Source organism: Desulfovibrio sp. 1214_IL3152 (assembly GCF_036763055.1).
GTDB lineage: Bacteria > Desulfobacterota > Desulfovibrionia > Desulfovibrionales > Desulfovibrionaceae > Desulfovibrio.
Window position 1 is genome coordinate 1 of the sequence record NZ_JBAIYW010000384.1, and the last position, 16,135, is coordinate 16,135.

The following is a 16,135-nucleotide window of genomic DNA, read 5'->3' on the forward strand; positions in this document are numbered from 1 at the left end:
CAACTCATCCAGCTCAACCTGCTCGGTTCGGCGTCTCTGGAAGAACTCCTGAATCCACGACGGCGAAGAAAAGATAATCTTCAACATCTCAGCCTATTAGAATTGGGTGCTTAGCCGGACAGCAATGTGGACATATAACAATGAGCGACCAAACATGGGCATTGGCGGCATCACTCCAGCTATGAAACATAAGCTGGCGGCATAGGCTCTACTTTGGAGAGCTACTAAAAAGGGGATGATTACCCCAGTTGCCGAGCATAGGCTATGGTTGAAGCCGTGTCAGGGCAATGGATGCGGGCTTTGACCAGAACTGCGTCCAGCACTTCCTTCAGGCCGGTGAAGTGTTGGCGTAGCGTCTCTGCCGCCGCCGTGCGAGGTATGTTGACCTCTTCCACATCCCAGGCTCTCACCGTCAACAACACATAGTCCAAAACAGCAAGGGCCGGGGAATCACCCCCGGCCCTTGGCTGTGCCTGCTCTACAAAGAATCGTCGTATTAGCCAGTTCAGATTCTGGCGGCAACCAGGGAAAATGCCTGATAGCTTCTTTTCAACGCGCCAGTCCTCAAGGCAGTTGAACAGGTTGAAGGTTACAGGATCAAGGTTTGCAGCTTTCAGCATGCTAAAGTCTGTGTGTCGGATGTGGGCCGCCTCGTGATCCAGAAACGAGGCTGCCAACGCCAACATTTCCGGCTCGCAATCCATAGGCAATGAAGGCAACTGGATGACCTTACCGTTGGTGCAAGCCTCTTTACCGCCGATACGCACCTGCACCCCGTATTGGTCGCCGAGTACGGACGCCAGCAGAGGCAGGCAGTTGAGAATATCTTTGGAACGGATCATGACGTCACCACAAGCCCAGACTGGGAATGACAGGATGTGGCAAGGCGTCGTCTGGCATGGGGATATCTGGTAGAATGGGCATGTCATCCGGTTCGCCATCCGTAGCGCTGCCCATCTGTCCATCCATGCTATCCACCTTGGATAGTGTGTCCGACCCAGCCAGCAGGGCGTCCAGCACAAAGGCCGGACCGTAGCCTTCAATGACTTTCTGGGCGTGCCCCACAAGAGCCGTGCTATCCTTGAGCAGGCAGACCAGGCCCTGCAAGAGCAACAAGTCCGGCCCGCTGATGTTCCCTTTCTTGGGCATACGCAGCAGTGCAGCCTGCACGATATCCGCTACAGGGGCCACATGAGGTTCTACGAAAGACAAGCCTGTGAGTTTGGCATGCAGCGTTCGCAGGGGCGAAAGGGCTTTGTGGGTTACTTCCGTTTTGCCGTGATACACCCTGCGCCAGATGTCCTCGGCGGACTTGGCCACTTCGCCAAAGAGCGTGCCGCCCAGGCCCTGCACCTCTTCGGCCAGGCCGGCCTCCAGCACTGCGGTATTGTCCGTATGCTGTTCCAGAGGAGCGACCTTGTAGATCTGCCAGCGAAAATCCATGCGGCCGCGAACATAATCTGGCCCCACGGTGGAGTTGCGGATGATTTCGCCCCATTGATGATGCTTTTCAATCCAGGCCTGGACGTTCTGGTCATAGCTTGCCAGGAAGGCTTCCTTTTCTTTTTGAAACTCATTTCGGATACTGAGCAGTTCCTGCACGATTTCGCCGGCCTTTTCTTCGGGTATGGCCCAGCCTGACATGAAGCGCACCCCGTGTCTGTCCAGATAGTTGAAGGCGCGGGCCTTGAGTGTGCCGAACACTTTAAGGTTTTCCGGGTCGGCAATGCGCTTGGAGCCAAGAGAGGCCAGATCATCAGGCGGCAGTTCCGCACCGCCCAGATCTTCCTGGCTCATTTTGCGGCGGGCCGACCACAAACTGACGTTGAGGTTGAGGGCCAGCAAATTGTCCAAAATGCGAATGTCTGAAAGAACGTGTGTCATGATGTTCTCCTATAATGAGCTTTTTGTCGTGTTGAGGACGTAGCCTTCCGTAAGCTTTTTGGCTGCGCGGGCCTCAAGTTCCAGGACGGAGTTATTGCCCGCACAATTTTCAGCGGGGATAAAGTGTTGTTGCCCGGCGGTGTCCGGTTTGCCCCAATGGAGCATAAGGCCTTCGGACCGGGCCTCGCCGATCCAGAACTTGCCATCCTGTTTTTTGCCGGGAAGGTTGTGGACTACCTGAAGATGAACGCGGGGCTTGGTTAGCTTCGGCGTATTGTGCAGTTGGCCGCGCATGAAACGCAGGGCTTGCTCACCTCGCAGGAATTCTTCCTCCGCGTCGGCGCTCATTGCCTTGATGTCCGCTTCCGTATGTTGAGGAAACATGCGCTGTGCCAGTTCGTGCAGCATGGCGCGGGTCTCGCGGCTGGCCCGGTAAGCCAGTGCCCGGTCAAGGGCATAGGTGATTGGCTGGATGCCCTGATGGGCCAGGGGCTGAAAGCGCACGGTCAGATCTCCCCAACGCAGCAGACTGCGCGTGGAGAAGGTGACTTCAATGGTGTTGGTCAGATTGTTGCTTGAACCCTCACCCATGAACAATTTGCGAACTTCATTGGCGTAATCCACCATGGTGGCGCAAAGCGTTTCGGGTAGAGAGGGGAAGCGCTGGGCCAGCAGTTTTTTCTCCACAGTTGCATCGGGATAGCCCACTTCGCAGATAGTGAAGCGATCCAGCCACGCGAGATTCTGCCGTTGCGTGCCCTGATACAGGCCCGTGTCATCACCAGCACCATTTGTATTGGCTGTGGCCACAAAGCGGAACATGGGGTGCGGCTGGATAATCTCGCCCCCATTTTCCGCTATGCACAAAGGGGAGCCGTCCAGCACGCTGTTCAACCCGGCGGCGATCTCCGGCGAAGTTAAATCAATCTCATTGAGGAGCAGAATCGCTCCGTGACGCATGGCAAGGGCAAGAGGGCCGCACTCAAAGGTCATGTTGCCGCCTTTGACCGTCAGATGCCCCACCAGGTCGGCAAATTCCAACCTTCCATGTCCTGTCACCTCAAACACGGGATAGTTGAGCCGCGCTGCCAGCTGTTTGATGCAGCTTGTTTTGCCGCAGCCCGTGGGGCCAAAGACATAGAGCGGTTCCTGCGCACCCTGAGGGCTGACAAACCAAACCACCATGTCGCGGCTGGACTCGTGAAATAGGTAGTCTGGGTCAATGGCCGGAGTGTAGGCCGAGGGCGTGACGTAACCCTTGACCATGGTGCCAGAGGGGTTCCCGCTGAAGACCTGACCAGCGTCAAGGTCGGTGGGCTGGAGAGAGTCGAACTCGGAAGTACGGGTGCTTTTCATTTTGCCCTCCAAAAAACAGAAAGGCGCACCCTTATGGGTACGCCTTTCTGTAAATTTATTATAATAATTGCTAGTTATGTGTTGAAATATGCCTCAAAAACTCTACGGGTGTTGCTATATGCAGATCAGGAAATACATGTCGCAGTTCTAATAAGTGTTTATCTCCCGACACTAGAAAAGCGGCATTAGCTGCTTTCGCTAAATGAATGAAAACGGCATCATCCCTGTCACGAAGCTCTGAAACTTCTTCAAGAGGAATTTCAAGCGGAAAGGTTTCAGCCCAAGGTAGGAATTCAGCGAGCAAACTTTCAATTTCTTGGGGTTCCAGCTTGAACTTTGGATAACTTAACACCCTGATTAATTCAGTGACGGTTTCACGACAAACTACAGGAATAATTTCTTCAGTCTGCCATATTAGACGGAGTTCAGCTATTCTTCCCTTTGAGAAAATAAGCGCGGAAACAAGACAGTTTGTGTCTAAAACTACACGAGGAGCCATAGCTATCCTCTACGCCCCCACTGGACCGCATCCGTTACATCCTGCTCACTGATGCCAAGAGCCGCTAATTTGTTGCGTACGGCGTCAACTGGCCGTACCTGCATGGGTGTGAGGACTATGCGACCATTTTCCAGCGACACATCGAAATATTCGGGCTGGTCAATCTGCTGCACAATGGCCTTTGGAAGCGTAAGCTGATTCTTAGAAGTAAGTTTGGCAAGCATCTCGGCCTCCTTTTTTCATTATAGTAAAGAATCCGTGATTAAAGGATACGTCTTGCAAATTATTTGTCAAGCTACGTGGTTCTCAGCTTATCCTCCTTGCGTTATCGCGCTCTGTGAGTTTGTTTCTCCAGATTCAGTTTATGCGTGAGATACTCAATTTTTCGAAAGGCTCGCCAGTGCGCTCGCAGCGGGCAAGCAAGGCGTCCACGTCAATGTCGTCCAGATGCTCAAAGCAGAAGATATCGGACAATTCTCCCCGTAGCGCGTTTTTATCCAATGTCGTTCGGCCTGCAGCCACTGACATGCGGAAGCGATACTTCCCCGTATCTATCCAGTCCCGTGTACCGGCCTGCCGGTGTACCAGCTTGAGCACGGTTTCCATTTCCTTGATTTCCGCATCCAAGACGGTGCGTTGGTTTTTGAGGGCAGCCAATTTATCCAGTGCCGGTTCCCATTGTGGCATTTTCACGTCCTGCGGAAACTTGGGACAATCGCCATTGTATTCGCAGTACGAGCACAACGGATAAAAGCCTTGGGCGTAGTCCACCTGCGAGAGGGACAAATTCCCGGCGCGGTAGGCCGTGAGGTCGCTCCAGAGTTGGCTTGCGTGGTCAAGGGCCGTATCCAGCATGGCCTGATTGAAGCCATAGGGGCCGAACGTCTTTACCTCTCTCATGGAAATGCAGAGCAGCCATGCTTCCAGGATCGCTGCATCAGCACATGTGGGCAGTTTGAATCCCAAATGGGCATGACAGAGTTGAGGAAAGGTTATTTTTTCATGCAAAAGCGTACCGTCCTCCGCCCGCAGGCTGAATGCTGGCTTGTCCCAGGCCATGGCCAGCAGACCGATTTGTCCGTGTAATTGCAGTAGATGAGAATCGTGCGGCGTGTCGGGCAGCTTGTCCGTGCTTTTCACTTCCAGAATCCGTATGGCATTGACGGGCGCACCCCAAACCAGCACGAAGTCCAGATGGGCTTTAATCGGCACTCCCTGATGTTGCCAGGTGATTTCCAGTTGGGGCAGCACATGCAAACCCAGAGATGCCAGCGCCTGCCCCACGCCAGCTTCAAACCAATGGCCCCGTTGCAGGGTCAACAGACGTTCCAGGCTGTCAGCAGTGGGCAGCACCTTGCGGGCCAACGCAGCACGAGGGCACTCCCAGTGCTGGCCGATGTCGCTCATACCCACATACGTGGACCTGTCGCCCAAATGGGCGGTGGTACTTTGTTGAGAGACAGTCTGAAGCCCTTGACGAATTAATGCCCGCAAACCTTCCGTGCGGTCGGTGGTTATCATGATTGCATCCCTATAAAAGTAAGAGGGCTGCCATCAGGCAGCCCTCTCACTCGGTATTTTTGTTTTCACTATGCGGCATCAACATACTTCCACCACAATTTTCTCTGCGGGTTCCAGCGGAAGCCCGCGCCTGTGAGTATTTCCTTTTTGGCCTGCGTGTTGCCGCTGGCAATGATGCAGGGCCGCCCGTCCTGAGCCGTCACCTGTTGGTAGGCGACTCCTTTCAGCGGAGGCAGGTTTTCAAGTGCTGCTGGCGATCGATTTGAGGGGGGTGAAATATTGTTTGTGGCGGATGGGTTGAGTGGGGATGCTTTTCGCGCTTCTGGGGCGTTTACGGGCAATTTCGGGCGAGATGCCGATTTTCGGCCAGTTCTTGCCCCTTCGCCGTCATCATCTTCCGTCACCATGCCCAGCATGGCGGTCAGAGCATACCTCCTCGCGTAGGTCATTGCCGATCCCATGCCCTGAGGGTCAGCCTTGGGCAGGGGAACCACGGCCAGTGAGCTTTGCCATTGGCCGGACTCCGCATGGGTCAGTTTGGTGACCAGCCCCAATGAATTGGGCTGCTCCACAGGCACAGGGTACTGACACAGCCAGATGCCATTTTCGATGAGTGTGCCTCTGCATGCGTCCATGACGCTGTTGAGGCTGGCGTACCAGCTTTTGGTAAAAGGGTTTTCAGCGTCCCTGGCAATGGGTTGCACGATGCGCTGGACGTTGAGCAGGGCCTTGGCCAATTCGGTGGTGTTTTCTGATTGGTATTGATTCATATGAAAATCCTCCTGAGATAACAGAATGACGAAGCCCCGCCCAGCTTAGTGCTGGACAGGGTTTTGGGGGTGATTTGAAACGTAGTTCCGGTGCTCTTAATGCTATAATATATTTACTAAATTTGATGGATGACGGCTTAAAAGGATACCAGATATATTACTTGGCTGCTGACTCCATAACAGATAAAATACTGTATGTTACACCTTATGTATCCGGCATGCGGTCAGGATTTTGGTCTGCCTTAAGGCGCTGGCGCTATTCTGACTCATCCCTGAACATCGCAGATGCCGTTGTGTGCCCCATTTCTGGCCCGCCATGTAGCGCAGCCGGGCCGCCACTAGCATTAAGGCCGCATGCCCATCGGGAAAGCTGCCCACTACCCACGTTCACCACCGGATTTCACGATTCAGCCTTTCGAGCTGGTTGTTTGTCCGGATATACCGCCAGTGTGCGACAGGAAACTCATAATAGGAGAGCGTTTCTTCAATGCCGCTTTTCAGGATCTCTCCTGTCTTGCCAAGGCGTAGTGCGGCAATCTTTTGGGCGACATCTCGAGCCTTCTGGCCCGCTGATTCCCTATCTTCCTGCGCGTGAATGGCCTTGAGCATCCGGCCGACTTCCTTGGCTTTTCCGGGCAGCACCGCCTGGAGTACATTCCGGTAAAAATGTACCACACAACGCTGCCACCGGGTTTGGGGGTAAAAATCTCCTCATTGCTGTCCGTATATGGCCTCGCCAGGAGTCAAGGAGTTTAAAAATGTTCTAAACAGAATCGGATGCACACGTATATCCGGCATCAGGCCTTGGCCGCGCCATAATGGGCAATTCGCTCTTTCGGTCCTAATCGGCTACTCGACCTTTTAAAGGTCAGGGATAGCATCAGGTTCTCCGAAAGCAGGTCCGACCGTTTAGTCCATTTCTCCTTGCTCTTGCATCCTCGGTGGGAAATACCGACGTTGGTTATAGGCTGCCAGCTAAGATTGGCGTGATATCCGTCGCGGCACACCAGACAAAAGAGTGTGCCGTTGCGAATATCATGACAAGCCGTTAAGGTGCTCTTCATCTACGCGGTGAACGAGGGGACCCGCGAGCGGGCACAGAGCTTCCTCACTGACGATCACATCCAGCGCATTGTCGCTGCCTATCAGGCTTTCGATGATGAGGACGGCTTTGCCCGGGTGGTCAGCAATGACGAGGTCCGGGAGAAAGGCAGCAACCTCAGCATCCTGCTCTACGTGCGAGCGGACAACGGAAATGGCAATGGCAACGGCGTGACCGAAACAGTCAGCCTCAAGCAGGCCATAGCAAACTGGCAGGAACGCTCGATGACATTGCGGGAGTCAATGGACGGTCTGCTTTCAACCTTAGAGGGAGGACTGCATGGAAGCTAAGACGCCATTCTCTCAAGAGTACCTTAACGAAATCTTCAAGATTTCCCCTGCAGATCCAGAACGCGTGATCTCAAGGGAAAGCAGCAGCCTTGAATTCAAGGAATCATTCGGGTGGGCAAGCTTGCCAAAGTACCTGAAAACCAGCGCCGCGTATGCCAATGCCAAGGGTGGCTATATCGTGTTTGGCATTGCCAACAATCCACATCGGCTTTGCGGCCTCTCAGGAGCGAACCTGACGTTATTTGAGGATATTGATCCGGAAAAGATGTCTCGCAACTTCAATGAACACTTCGCTCCGGAAATAGGATGGACGATTCAGGAATACGAACTTCAAGGGAAGATTTTTGGCCTTTTGTATATTTATGAGGCCAAGGATAAGCCCGTTGTCTGCACCAAAGATGCTGGTAAGGAGCTGAAAGAGGGCGATATCTACTATCGATATCGAGGCCGCTCCGAGCGAATTAAATACCCAGAACTCAGAGCCATCCTTGAGGCCAAGCGGGAAACTGAGCAGCGCCTCTGGATGCAACATCTCGAAAATATAGCGCGGGTCGGCGTTCGGGAGGCTGGGATTTTCGATCTGCACACCGGTAGCGTAACCGGGTCCGGAGGTTCGTTCCTGATTGATGAATCACTTCTTAGTCAGCTTTCTTTCATCAAAGAGGGGGAGTTCTCTGAGGTCAAAGGCAAGCCAGCGCTAAAGCTGATCGGACAGGTTGAACCCCTGGCTGGAAGCATTATCAGTACGGCCAAAAAACAAATTGTAAAAACCAAAGGCATAAGGACGGCAGATATCGTTCTCAGCACTTTGAATCAGGATAATGTTCCTGAGCCAGACGAGTACATCAAGCAGATCTGCTTTGAAAGCACCGCATTTCTGCCCGTTTACTATTTCATCAAGAAATCCGGAATGACACTGGATAAAACCGTGGAAGTGCTCAAAGGCGTGGTTTCAAGATCAGCCACGCGAGAAAAACTGATTGAACGGTTGAAGATTGGGAATACTCAGGAACTTGCAATCCCCAACGGGAGCACTGCCGCAGCCACCAAAAAGAGGAAATACGCAGAGGCGCTGCGCAGCAAAGAGGGCAACGCAAACCTTACCGGGAAAGAGCTTGAATATTGCCTTCAAGCTATACGCGGACTGACGGCAGGCGAGGTCAAATCCAACTCGAAGTATATCAGAGAGCTTTTGCGGAACTGGTTTAATAGGCACTACGCATCAGCCAAAGGCCCACTGGCTGACAACCTGCGTCGGGCGATCTGCTGGGTTGATGAAGCATTGAATATGGGAGACTGTAAATGAGCACACAATGCCCGCCTGCGCAGGCACAAGGACAATCCGAAGTTTATAGCCCTGGGCGAACGCCTCGAAAAGCTCAAGGAGCGGTACGAACAGGGCCTGCTTCACAGCCTCGATTTCCTCAAGGAGATGCTGACCCTAGCCAAGGAGGTCGTCCAGGCCGAGAAGCAGGTGGACTCGGTCGATGAACAGGCCAAGGCCAAAGCAGCCCTGACCGAACTGTTCGCCGAGGTGAAGAACGGCAAGACGCCGATGGTGGTAGAGTGGATCGTGACCGATATCGACGAGATCTTGCGCCTAGTCTGGTTCCCTGGCTGGCAAAACACCAAGGCCGGAGAACGCGAGATCCAGAAGGCCCTGCGCAAAGCGATTTACGTGAAGTACCAGGTCAAGGACCATGATCTGTTCGATAAGGCGTTCGGATATACTCGGCAATACTACTGCGAAGGGATGGTAATGGGGCCCTATGGCTAAAATAGGTCAGGCAAAGCAGATCATTGAAAACCGCAGAGGCGACACCTTTGGCGGTTGGCCTGCCCGTACCCTGCTGGAGGCGGGCGACATTCCCATTGCCCAAATCGCCGAGCTTGCCCTGCGTGAAGGACAAAGTTCGAATCCTTTGTATCGGGTCCACCGCTGGTTTGCTCGCCGGGTGGGCTCTCAGTTCCGTTCGATCCTCACCGCGTTAACCCTTCCTCCTGACAAGGCCGACACCTTTTGGGATACCTACCTCGGCAAGACCTCCGTGCATGGCGCTGTCGTTCTAGATCCCTTCATCGGCGGCGGGACAAGTTTGGTGGAGTCCATGCGCTGCAACGCCCGGGTGATTGGTTTTGATATCGACCCAGTCGCGACCTTTATTACCCGATTTGAGTTGGCCGCCTCCCGGATGGAGGAACACTACCCGGAAATCGATCAAATTTGCAATGAGGTCGCACAACTCATTACGCCGTTGCATCGGACCATGGTGGATGGTGTCGAACGGGATGTTCTTCATCATTTCTGGGTCCAGGTGAAGCAGTGCTCGAATTGCCAGAGCGATGTCGAACTCCATCCCCATTTTCAATTGGCCTACTCTAAAGAGAAAAGTCTGCAGTGGGTATTCTGCAAGGACTGTCATGCAGTCCACGAATTGCCGATTGAATGCAAGGTGCTGCACTGCTCTTGCGGCAAGCGCACCACTATCAGCGCGGGCACGCACGGCAACGGGATCATGACCTGCCTGACCTGCAAGCACACACAGAAGATCGCAGCGGATGACCTTGATGGCGCCGAACGCCCCACTTGGAGGCTCTTTGCCCAAGAGTATCTGGTCGGAACCGGCAAGAACTGCACAAGGCATTTCAAGCGCGTCGAAGAGGTGGACCAGGAGTTGTACGACCAAGCCACCCGGAAGCTGCGGATAATCGGGAATGGCTTGCTTGTGCCGACGAGAAGCATTCCCCGCGAGGGGCGCTCGGATGGACGACCTCTGATCCACGGGATTCGGCATTACGCAGACTTTTTCAACGACCGGCAGAAGCTCCACCTGCACCTTCTCGGTTCGGCCATCGGCCGAGTGGAAAGCGATGAGGCGCGGCGCTGCCTTGAGCTGGCCTTCAGTGAACATCTCACTACGAACTGCATGTACACGGCCTATGCGTTTGGCTATCGCCGAACGAGCCCAATGTTCTCCATCCACTCATACCGGCACATCACTCGTCCGGTCGAGCTGAACCCTTGGCAGGATGGCGTCGGACGGGGGACGTTCATCAACACGGTCCGGAAAATTTCGAAGGCGATTGCCTTTGCCAAAGCGCCCCAGGAACTGCATCCGGAAGGCACCAGAGTCGCTTATGAAGATGGTTTTGAGCGCGAACAAGCCTACCTTGGCTCTGTCGATGATGTATTGAGCGGCAGCGCCACGGCGGCGATTGAAACCCAGTCTTCCGAGGAACTCCATTTATTACCGGACGGCTCAGTGGATCTCGTGCTGACCGATCCGCCGTATTTCGACAATCTGAGCTACTCGGAACTCTCGGACTTCTATTTGGCCTGGCATCAGCCTTTGGGAATCGCACCGCCGCCGTATGACGACAACCTCACTTCGGCTCCGATACTGCAGAACCTGGCCATCACGCGACGGTCCGATGAAGCCATCAAGGGATACCAGGAACGGCTTCAGCAGATTTTCATGGAATGCAACCGCGTGCTCAAGTCGAACGGGATCTGCGTGTTCACCTACCACCATAAACTCGCATCGGCATGGAATGCTCTCGGCACGGCTCTGCTTCATTCGGGACTCTCGGTAACCAAGGTTCTGCCCATGCGTGGCGAAGGCCAAGGAGGCCTTCACACTTACGATGGCACCATCAAGTGGGACGCGGTACTGGTCTGTCGCAAGAAGAAAGGCGTCATCAAGAGGGGCGTTCCGGTCATAAGCGAAACTGCCATCAAAGACGCTGTTTTGGAGGCGGAATCTCACTTTGAGGCCTTGTCCGCCCATAAACGGATCGGATTCAAAATACCTGATTTCACTAATTTGGCTCGGGCGTTGGTCGTCAGTAGGAGTTTCTTAGGCGAGGCGGATACCAGCACACGACCGATGTCGGATGCATTGAAGAACATACCAACTCCGGGAGAGTTGCGATGGCGAAACTCGATAAAGGAACGCTTGCTCTAACATTCAAATTCGATTGTGACCGGTTTCTCCGGTTTCGTCTGGCCAGTGATGCTGAAAGGGACTCACTTGGCGTCTCGGCCGAAACCTACAAACGCCCAGGTATTGAACTTATCAAAGCGGCCGGGCGGCGTTGGGAAGCCGACAAATACCAGGATCTGATCAACACCTCAGATGATGGGAAAGTTGTGTTCCTTCTCGAGGACAAGGTCGATGATCTTCTGGGACGGAAGCCCTTCAAGAAGATCCAGAACCTTTTTGACATCCTCCGGCAACAGGAACCACCCCAAGCAGTTATCGAGGCGGAATTCACGGTTCCCACAAACATTACTCCCGGTCTTCAAAAGGCATACGACGATTTCGGTCTCGACCAGGTACGAGTGCGCCCAGACATCCTTTGGATACGTCCAGGTGGCACTGGTGCGCCGCTGATCGGCAATGGGACTGTGCCTGAATACGAAATCCATATCATTGATGTGAAAATGGCTGCGGAGCCATCCCTCCGGCACTTCACAGAGGTGACCTACTACGCTTTGGCGTTGGCCACAGCCATCCAGCAAGAAGGGCTTGGCGGCAGATATGCCGTTTCGGCGGAAGGCACCATCTGGCCAGGGAGTCACGACATCAATGCGTTCAGGAACCTGGTCCAGCTTAATCAGGCCAAGGGAGCCGCAGATCCTATTTCCGAGGCCCTCAGCGGAACGCTGATTCGGGTTCCCTATGAAGTCTATAAAGTCCACGTGAAGCAGTTTTTCGAGGATCGCCTTCTCCGGGTTCTACAGACCGATATGGAGGATGCCAGTTGGCATGTCGGTCCCAAGTGCCAGCTTTGCGACTACGTTCGCTACTGCCGAGACAAGGCATCCGAATGCGATCATCTTTCCCGGCTGGCCTGGCTCAATCAGGGACAGGCGGAACTGTTCCGTTCAAATGGCATTACCACTACAGCGGAACTGACTGAAGCTGTGACTACCGCCGATGATCGCTGGCAATCCGTTATCGACTCCAGCCACCAGTTGCGAGCAGATGGGCCAGCGTTAGCCACTCGTGCCCGTTCACTGACCGAGGGGGCACCCTTGCCAGTCGATGGGCGGCGCAGCGCTATGATTCCTGCCTGGACTGACCAAAGCATCTTTATCACGATTCATTTCGACCCGGGCTCTGGGATCTCGTTTGCCTTGGGCGCGGCGCGACTCTATTTCCCGCACGGCCGCAAACCCGGCGATCCTCCGGTGACGGACGAAAAGATTTTCATCGTCGACCGTGTCGATGCGATGAACCCGGAAACGGAACGAGAGCGGCTAAAGGAATTTGCGACCGTGGTTTCTGAGTGGTTAGACGAGGTGTCGACCGTCAACACAGGTCTACCCGCCCGTGACCGGCTCTCTTCCCATATCTTCTTCTGGGACATGCTGGAGGTGCGTCAACTCAAGCGTATGTTCGAGCGTCATATGCAGAATCCTGACGTGATCGAATTGATCGAGGTGCTTACCCGATTCTTCCCGCCGGACAGCTTGTTGCCCGATCCGGATGCTTTCAAGTCTCAGCCTGGGACAATCGTCAAGGAAGTCCTGCGCATGCTCGTTGGGCTGCCAGTTGCTCACGATTACTCCCTTTTTGAGGCAGCGAACAGTTTCTTCCCAAATGTCCGGGAGGATGGCACCCCGTATAAGTTCGATCTGCCTTTTGGATTCGCTACCCCAATGAGCGATCAGATTCCTTTCGAGCGGGCCTATGAGCTGTGGCAGGACAAAATCTTTGTCCGCCATTTCAACAAACTGTATTCTGACCCGTCTAAGTGGAGGCGCTACACCCGGGACGAACTCTACGATGGCATTAAGCGGGCCACGAAGGTTCACCTGCAAGCTTTGCAGCACATCGTCCGGCGACTGCGTGAAAACTACAAAGACCGGTTGGTGCTGAAAAAGAGCGGCTTCTCTGCCGCACGTTCCTCCCAGGCAAGTGTTCCGGAGGCGGCAAGAAGTCTGATCGCTTTTGAGAAGCTCAATGTCGCGTGCCAGGAAATGGAGAACCGGAACACTCGCTCACTGCCCGTCGATGAACGGGAGGCGAGGTTTTTCTCGATACGCGGATTGACCTTGAAGCCTCAAGCAGAGGCTGATCCGATCATCGATGAGATCAAGCTCGCGAATCCACAGTATCAACACGAAGCGCTCTATGTTTTCGATTTTTCTCCGACCAGCAGAGATTCCCGAATCAAGGAAGGCGAATTTACCGTCGCCCTATCCAACGAGAATGAATACGTGGATCTCGACGAGCCGTGGCGTCGGCGAATTGGATTGGGCTTCCAAGATGCAGAAGAACTGCTGGGCGAACACGGCCTGACCGAGCGGTGGATGACGAACAAGTCGATAGGGGCATTGCTTCAGGTAGCGGTCATTCGGTTGGAGGCCATGCAGGACAATCCCTATGTGGTTCTTAAACCGGGTCACCAGGGGCTCTTTCAGTTTGCCGTCGCCCAAGGACTCGTGGCGCTCGACTCACCGCTTGTCCTTGATCCGATGTACCGGGATTTTTCGAGCGACAGGATAGAAAAAGCACTGAGGTCTGTCGGCGGCAAGGCAGCACCGAGCAAACGTGCCAGGAAGCGGAGGTAAGGTAGTGGCTAAGAGACCGACAAAAATGACCGAACCAGCCCATAGCCTGATGTATACCCCCGGCTCGCTGGCTGCAGGAAAAACATTCACTGACACCAACCAGTTGTACGCGAAGGTAACACCATACCTGAAGGATGCCTTCAACGAAAAGCAGGAATCCCTCTTTCGCGATGCATTCGGAAACAGGATTTCTTTGCTTTGGGGGCCGCCGGGAACAGGAAAGACCACGGTTCTGGCCGGGACTATTCTCGGGTGGATTGAGCATTACGCCGAAGCGGGAATTCCGCTGCGTGTCGGTATCGGGTCCAGCAACTACAACGCTATCGATAACGTCCTCAACGAAGTCCTAGAACTGATCAACAGACGGACGGCCACGGTCGGAGCGTTAGATTGCCCGGTTCGTGTCACAAGGGTGAGAAGCGACTCCTCCGCACCTCCCTTGAGTGATCAGATCGAAGATATGCCGAGGAACTCTGCAAGGGCTCAGGGTTTTGTGAATGCCCTGAAAGGCGACGATACCGGGATCATCATCGTGGGTGGAACCTGGCAACAACTTGGACGACTTGCTGAGAAAGACCACCAGGATAGTGAGCCGACCGCCGAATGGTTTGATCTTCTAGTGATCGACGAGGCATCACAGGTTCAGGTTGCTGCGGCTGCGGCCTACTTTCTACTTTTGAAATCTGATGGGCATGTTGTTCTTGCAGGTGACGACCGGCAGCTTGGGCCGATCTACGGCTTCCAGATGAAGGATAGCGTTCAAGGGCTGTTTGACTGCATTTTCTCTTACATGAAGGAGACCCACGGCATCACCCCGGTGCAGCTTAAACACAACTATCGGACCAACGTGGAAATTTCCGCATGGCCCTGTAAGCGTTTTTATAAGAACGAATACGAGGCGTTCTTCCCCGAGAGAAAGCTGGATCTCGCCATCAATATTGATGAAAAACCAGCCGACTGGCCTGAGCAGTTGCCATGGTCCGGCCAGTTTCTCCGCATTCTTGCCCCAGCTTGCCCTGTGGTGGTGATTAGCTACTCCGCCAACACATATACGTTATCGAACCCTTTTGAGGCGCAGATCGTTTCCGCTTTGACCCTTTTGTACAAGAAGCTGGTCGACGCCCAACAGGCCGGAGTAAGCGCCCAGGAATTTTGGACGCAGAAAATCGGCATCGTGACTCCCCACCGAGCCCAGATGGCATCCATCAGAAATCTGCTCGTGAATGCGGCCGGTATGACGATGGACCCGCCTCCATTTGTGGACACCGTAGACCGATTCCAGGGTCAGGAGCGCGACCTGATCCTTTCCAGTTATGTGGTGGCCGACCGGAATTTTGTTGCGTCTGAAGATGCATTCATCCTAAGCCCGAGACGATTCAATGTGACGCTGACCCGGGCGAGAAGCAAGTTTGTAATGCTTATTAGCGACGCGCTTCTCCAGCATCTGCCATCCGATCCGGACGTGGCTCGTGACGCCGCTCACCTGCAGCTCTTTGCCGAGCAGTATTGCAGTTCGGTATGTGACACCATCGACTTGCCGTTCTTTGAACGCGGTGCGATGTCGACCATGAGATGCAAATTGAGGGGGCGATACGAGAATGGAGTTTGATGCAATCAACGCCGATCCATTTGTGGCTGTAGAGAGGGAGTACTGAAAGATGCCTTCAGTCCTTGCATGGATTGATCATGACTCGAAAGCGAGGGAACGCACGCTTCGCATCCTTTCCCTTTTCCAGGAAAAGGAAAGTCGTGACGAGCTTGGGCTCGGCTCCGTGCGGGACAACTTTGCCGATCTGTTGTTTCCAGGAACAAGCACGATCCTGACACGCCTTCGCTACATGCTTTTCGTGCCATGGATTTACCATTCGCTGGAAGAGAAACGACTACCTGCAGAGTGAGATAGGCTGGAAAAAACGGACGCCATAGTCCATATCCATTGAGGAGGTTCTATGACGAAAGCACCACGGGGACGTTATTCACAGGAATTGAGGCAGCAAGCCGTCACTATGGCGGTTGATGATGGTTTTGGCGTAACGGAAACAGCGCGAAGGTTATCTATTCCGATGAAAACCTTGGCGAATTGGGTTACGCATTACCGACAGGACAAGCACGAGTTCGCCTTGAAGCCGGGCG

The 16,135-nt window shown here is 54.0% G+C and carries 14 protein-coding genes and 2 pseudogenes; 8 read left to right on the forward strand and 8 right to left on the reverse strand.

Translation table 11 applies throughout. The features are described 5' to 3' along the window. Window positions 1-239: 239 nt before the first annotated feature. From V6C07_RS08315 to V6C07_RS08350, 8 genes and pseudogenes are all read right to left on the reverse strand, one after another. A complete protein-coding gene (locus V6C07_RS08315; RefSeq protein ID WP_333535926.1) occupies window positions 240-842 on the reverse strand; it encodes a hypothetical protein in 603 nt (200 codons plus the stop codon). Between the two features lie 4 nt (window positions 843-846). Further along, window positions 847-1,884 (reverse strand): DUF3150 domain-containing protein, encoded by a 1,038-nt coding sequence (locus tag V6C07_RS08320; protein WP_333535928.1) that lies wholly within the window; start codon window positions 1,882-1,884, stop codon window positions 847-849. A 369-nt stretch (window positions 1,885-2,253) separates the two neighbouring features. Then, window positions 2,254-3,240, reverse strand: a pseudogene (locus V6C07_RS08325) (AAA family ATPase); the annotation flags it as partial. Window positions 3,241-3,310: 70 nt separating this feature from the next. Next, window positions 3,311-3,739 (reverse strand): putative toxin-antitoxin system toxin component, PIN family, encoded by a 429-nt coding sequence (locus V6C07_RS08330; RefSeq protein ID WP_333535929.1) that lies wholly within the window; start codon window positions 3,737-3,739, stop codon window positions 3,311-3,313. Window positions 3,740-3,741: 2 nt separating this feature from the next. After that, window positions 3,742-3,963, reverse strand: coding sequence for an AbrB/MazE/SpoVT family DNA-binding domain-containing protein (locus tag V6C07_RS08335; RefSeq protein ID WP_333535931.1), 222 nt, complete (start codon window positions 3,961-3,963; stop codon window positions 3,742-3,744). 133 nt (window positions 3,964-4,096) lie between these two features. Beyond that, window positions 4,097-5,260, reverse strand: coding sequence for a hypothetical protein (locus V6C07_RS08340; RefSeq protein ID WP_333535932.1), 1,164 nt, complete (start codon window positions 5,258-5,260; stop codon window positions 4,097-4,099). 68 nt (window positions 5,261-5,328) lie between these two features. Next, window positions 5,329-6,030: an ERF family protein gene (locus V6C07_RS08345; protein WP_333535933.1), complete on the reverse strand. Its 702-nt coding sequence runs from the start codon at window positions 6,028-6,030 to the stop codon at window positions 5,329-5,331. 282 nt (window positions 6,031-6,312) lie between these two features. Continuing rightward, a pseudogene (locus V6C07_RS08350) lies at window positions 6,313-6,741 on the reverse strand (transposase); the annotation flags it as partial. Window positions 6,742-7,083: 342 nt separating this feature from the next. Between V6C07_RS08350 and V6C07_RS08355 the strand changes: the two are divergent. The 8 genes from V6C07_RS08355 to V6C07_RS08390 all read left to right on the forward strand — a co-directional run. Next, window positions 7,084-7,422, forward strand: coding sequence for an N-6 DNA methylase (locus tag V6C07_RS08355; protein WP_333535934.1), 339 nt, complete (start codon window positions 7,084-7,086; stop codon window positions 7,420-7,422). Next, window positions 7,412-8,728, forward strand: coding sequence for an ATP-binding protein (locus tag V6C07_RS08360; RefSeq protein ID WP_333535935.1), 1,317 nt, complete (start codon window positions 7,412-7,414; stop codon window positions 8,726-8,728). The genes V6C07_RS08355 and V6C07_RS08360 overlap by 11 nt, the downstream gene beginning before the upstream one ends. A gap of 126 nt (window positions 8,729-8,854) precedes the next feature. Next, window positions 8,855-9,199: a hypothetical protein gene (locus tag V6C07_RS08365; RefSeq protein ID WP_333535936.1), complete on the forward strand. Its 345-nt coding sequence runs from the start codon at window positions 8,855-8,857 to the stop codon at window positions 9,197-9,199. Continuing rightward, the gene (locus V6C07_RS08370; protein WP_333535937.1) at window positions 9,192-11,387 is read left to right on the forward strand and encodes a hypothetical protein; all 2,196 of its coding nucleotides are present in this window, start codon (window positions 9,192-9,194) and stop codon (window positions 11,385-11,387) included. Before V6C07_RS08365 ends, V6C07_RS08370 begins: the two co-directional genes overlap by 8 nt. Further along, window positions 11,354-14,002: a hypothetical protein gene (locus V6C07_RS08375; protein WP_333535938.1), complete on the forward strand. Its 2,649-nt coding sequence runs from the start codon at window positions 11,354-11,356 to the stop codon at window positions 14,000-14,002. Before V6C07_RS08370 ends, V6C07_RS08375 begins: the two co-directional genes overlap by 34 nt. A 25-nt stretch (window positions 14,003-14,027) precedes the next feature. Continuing rightward, on the forward strand, window positions 14,028-15,611 hold the full coding sequence (locus tag V6C07_RS08380) for an AAA domain-containing protein (RefSeq protein ID WP_333535940.1): 1,584 nt from the start codon (window positions 14,028-14,030) through the stop codon (window positions 15,609-15,611). A 49-nt stretch (window positions 15,612-15,660) separates the two neighbouring features. After that, window positions 15,661-15,900, forward strand: coding sequence for a DUF6361 family protein (locus V6C07_RS08385; RefSeq protein ID WP_333535941.1), 240 nt, complete (start codon window positions 15,661-15,663; stop codon window positions 15,898-15,900). A gap of 51 nt (window positions 15,901-15,951) precedes the next feature. Continuing rightward, window positions 15,952-16,135: transposase (locus V6C07_RS08390; protein WP_333534907.1), on the forward strand; the 184-nt coding region annotated here is incomplete at its 3' end.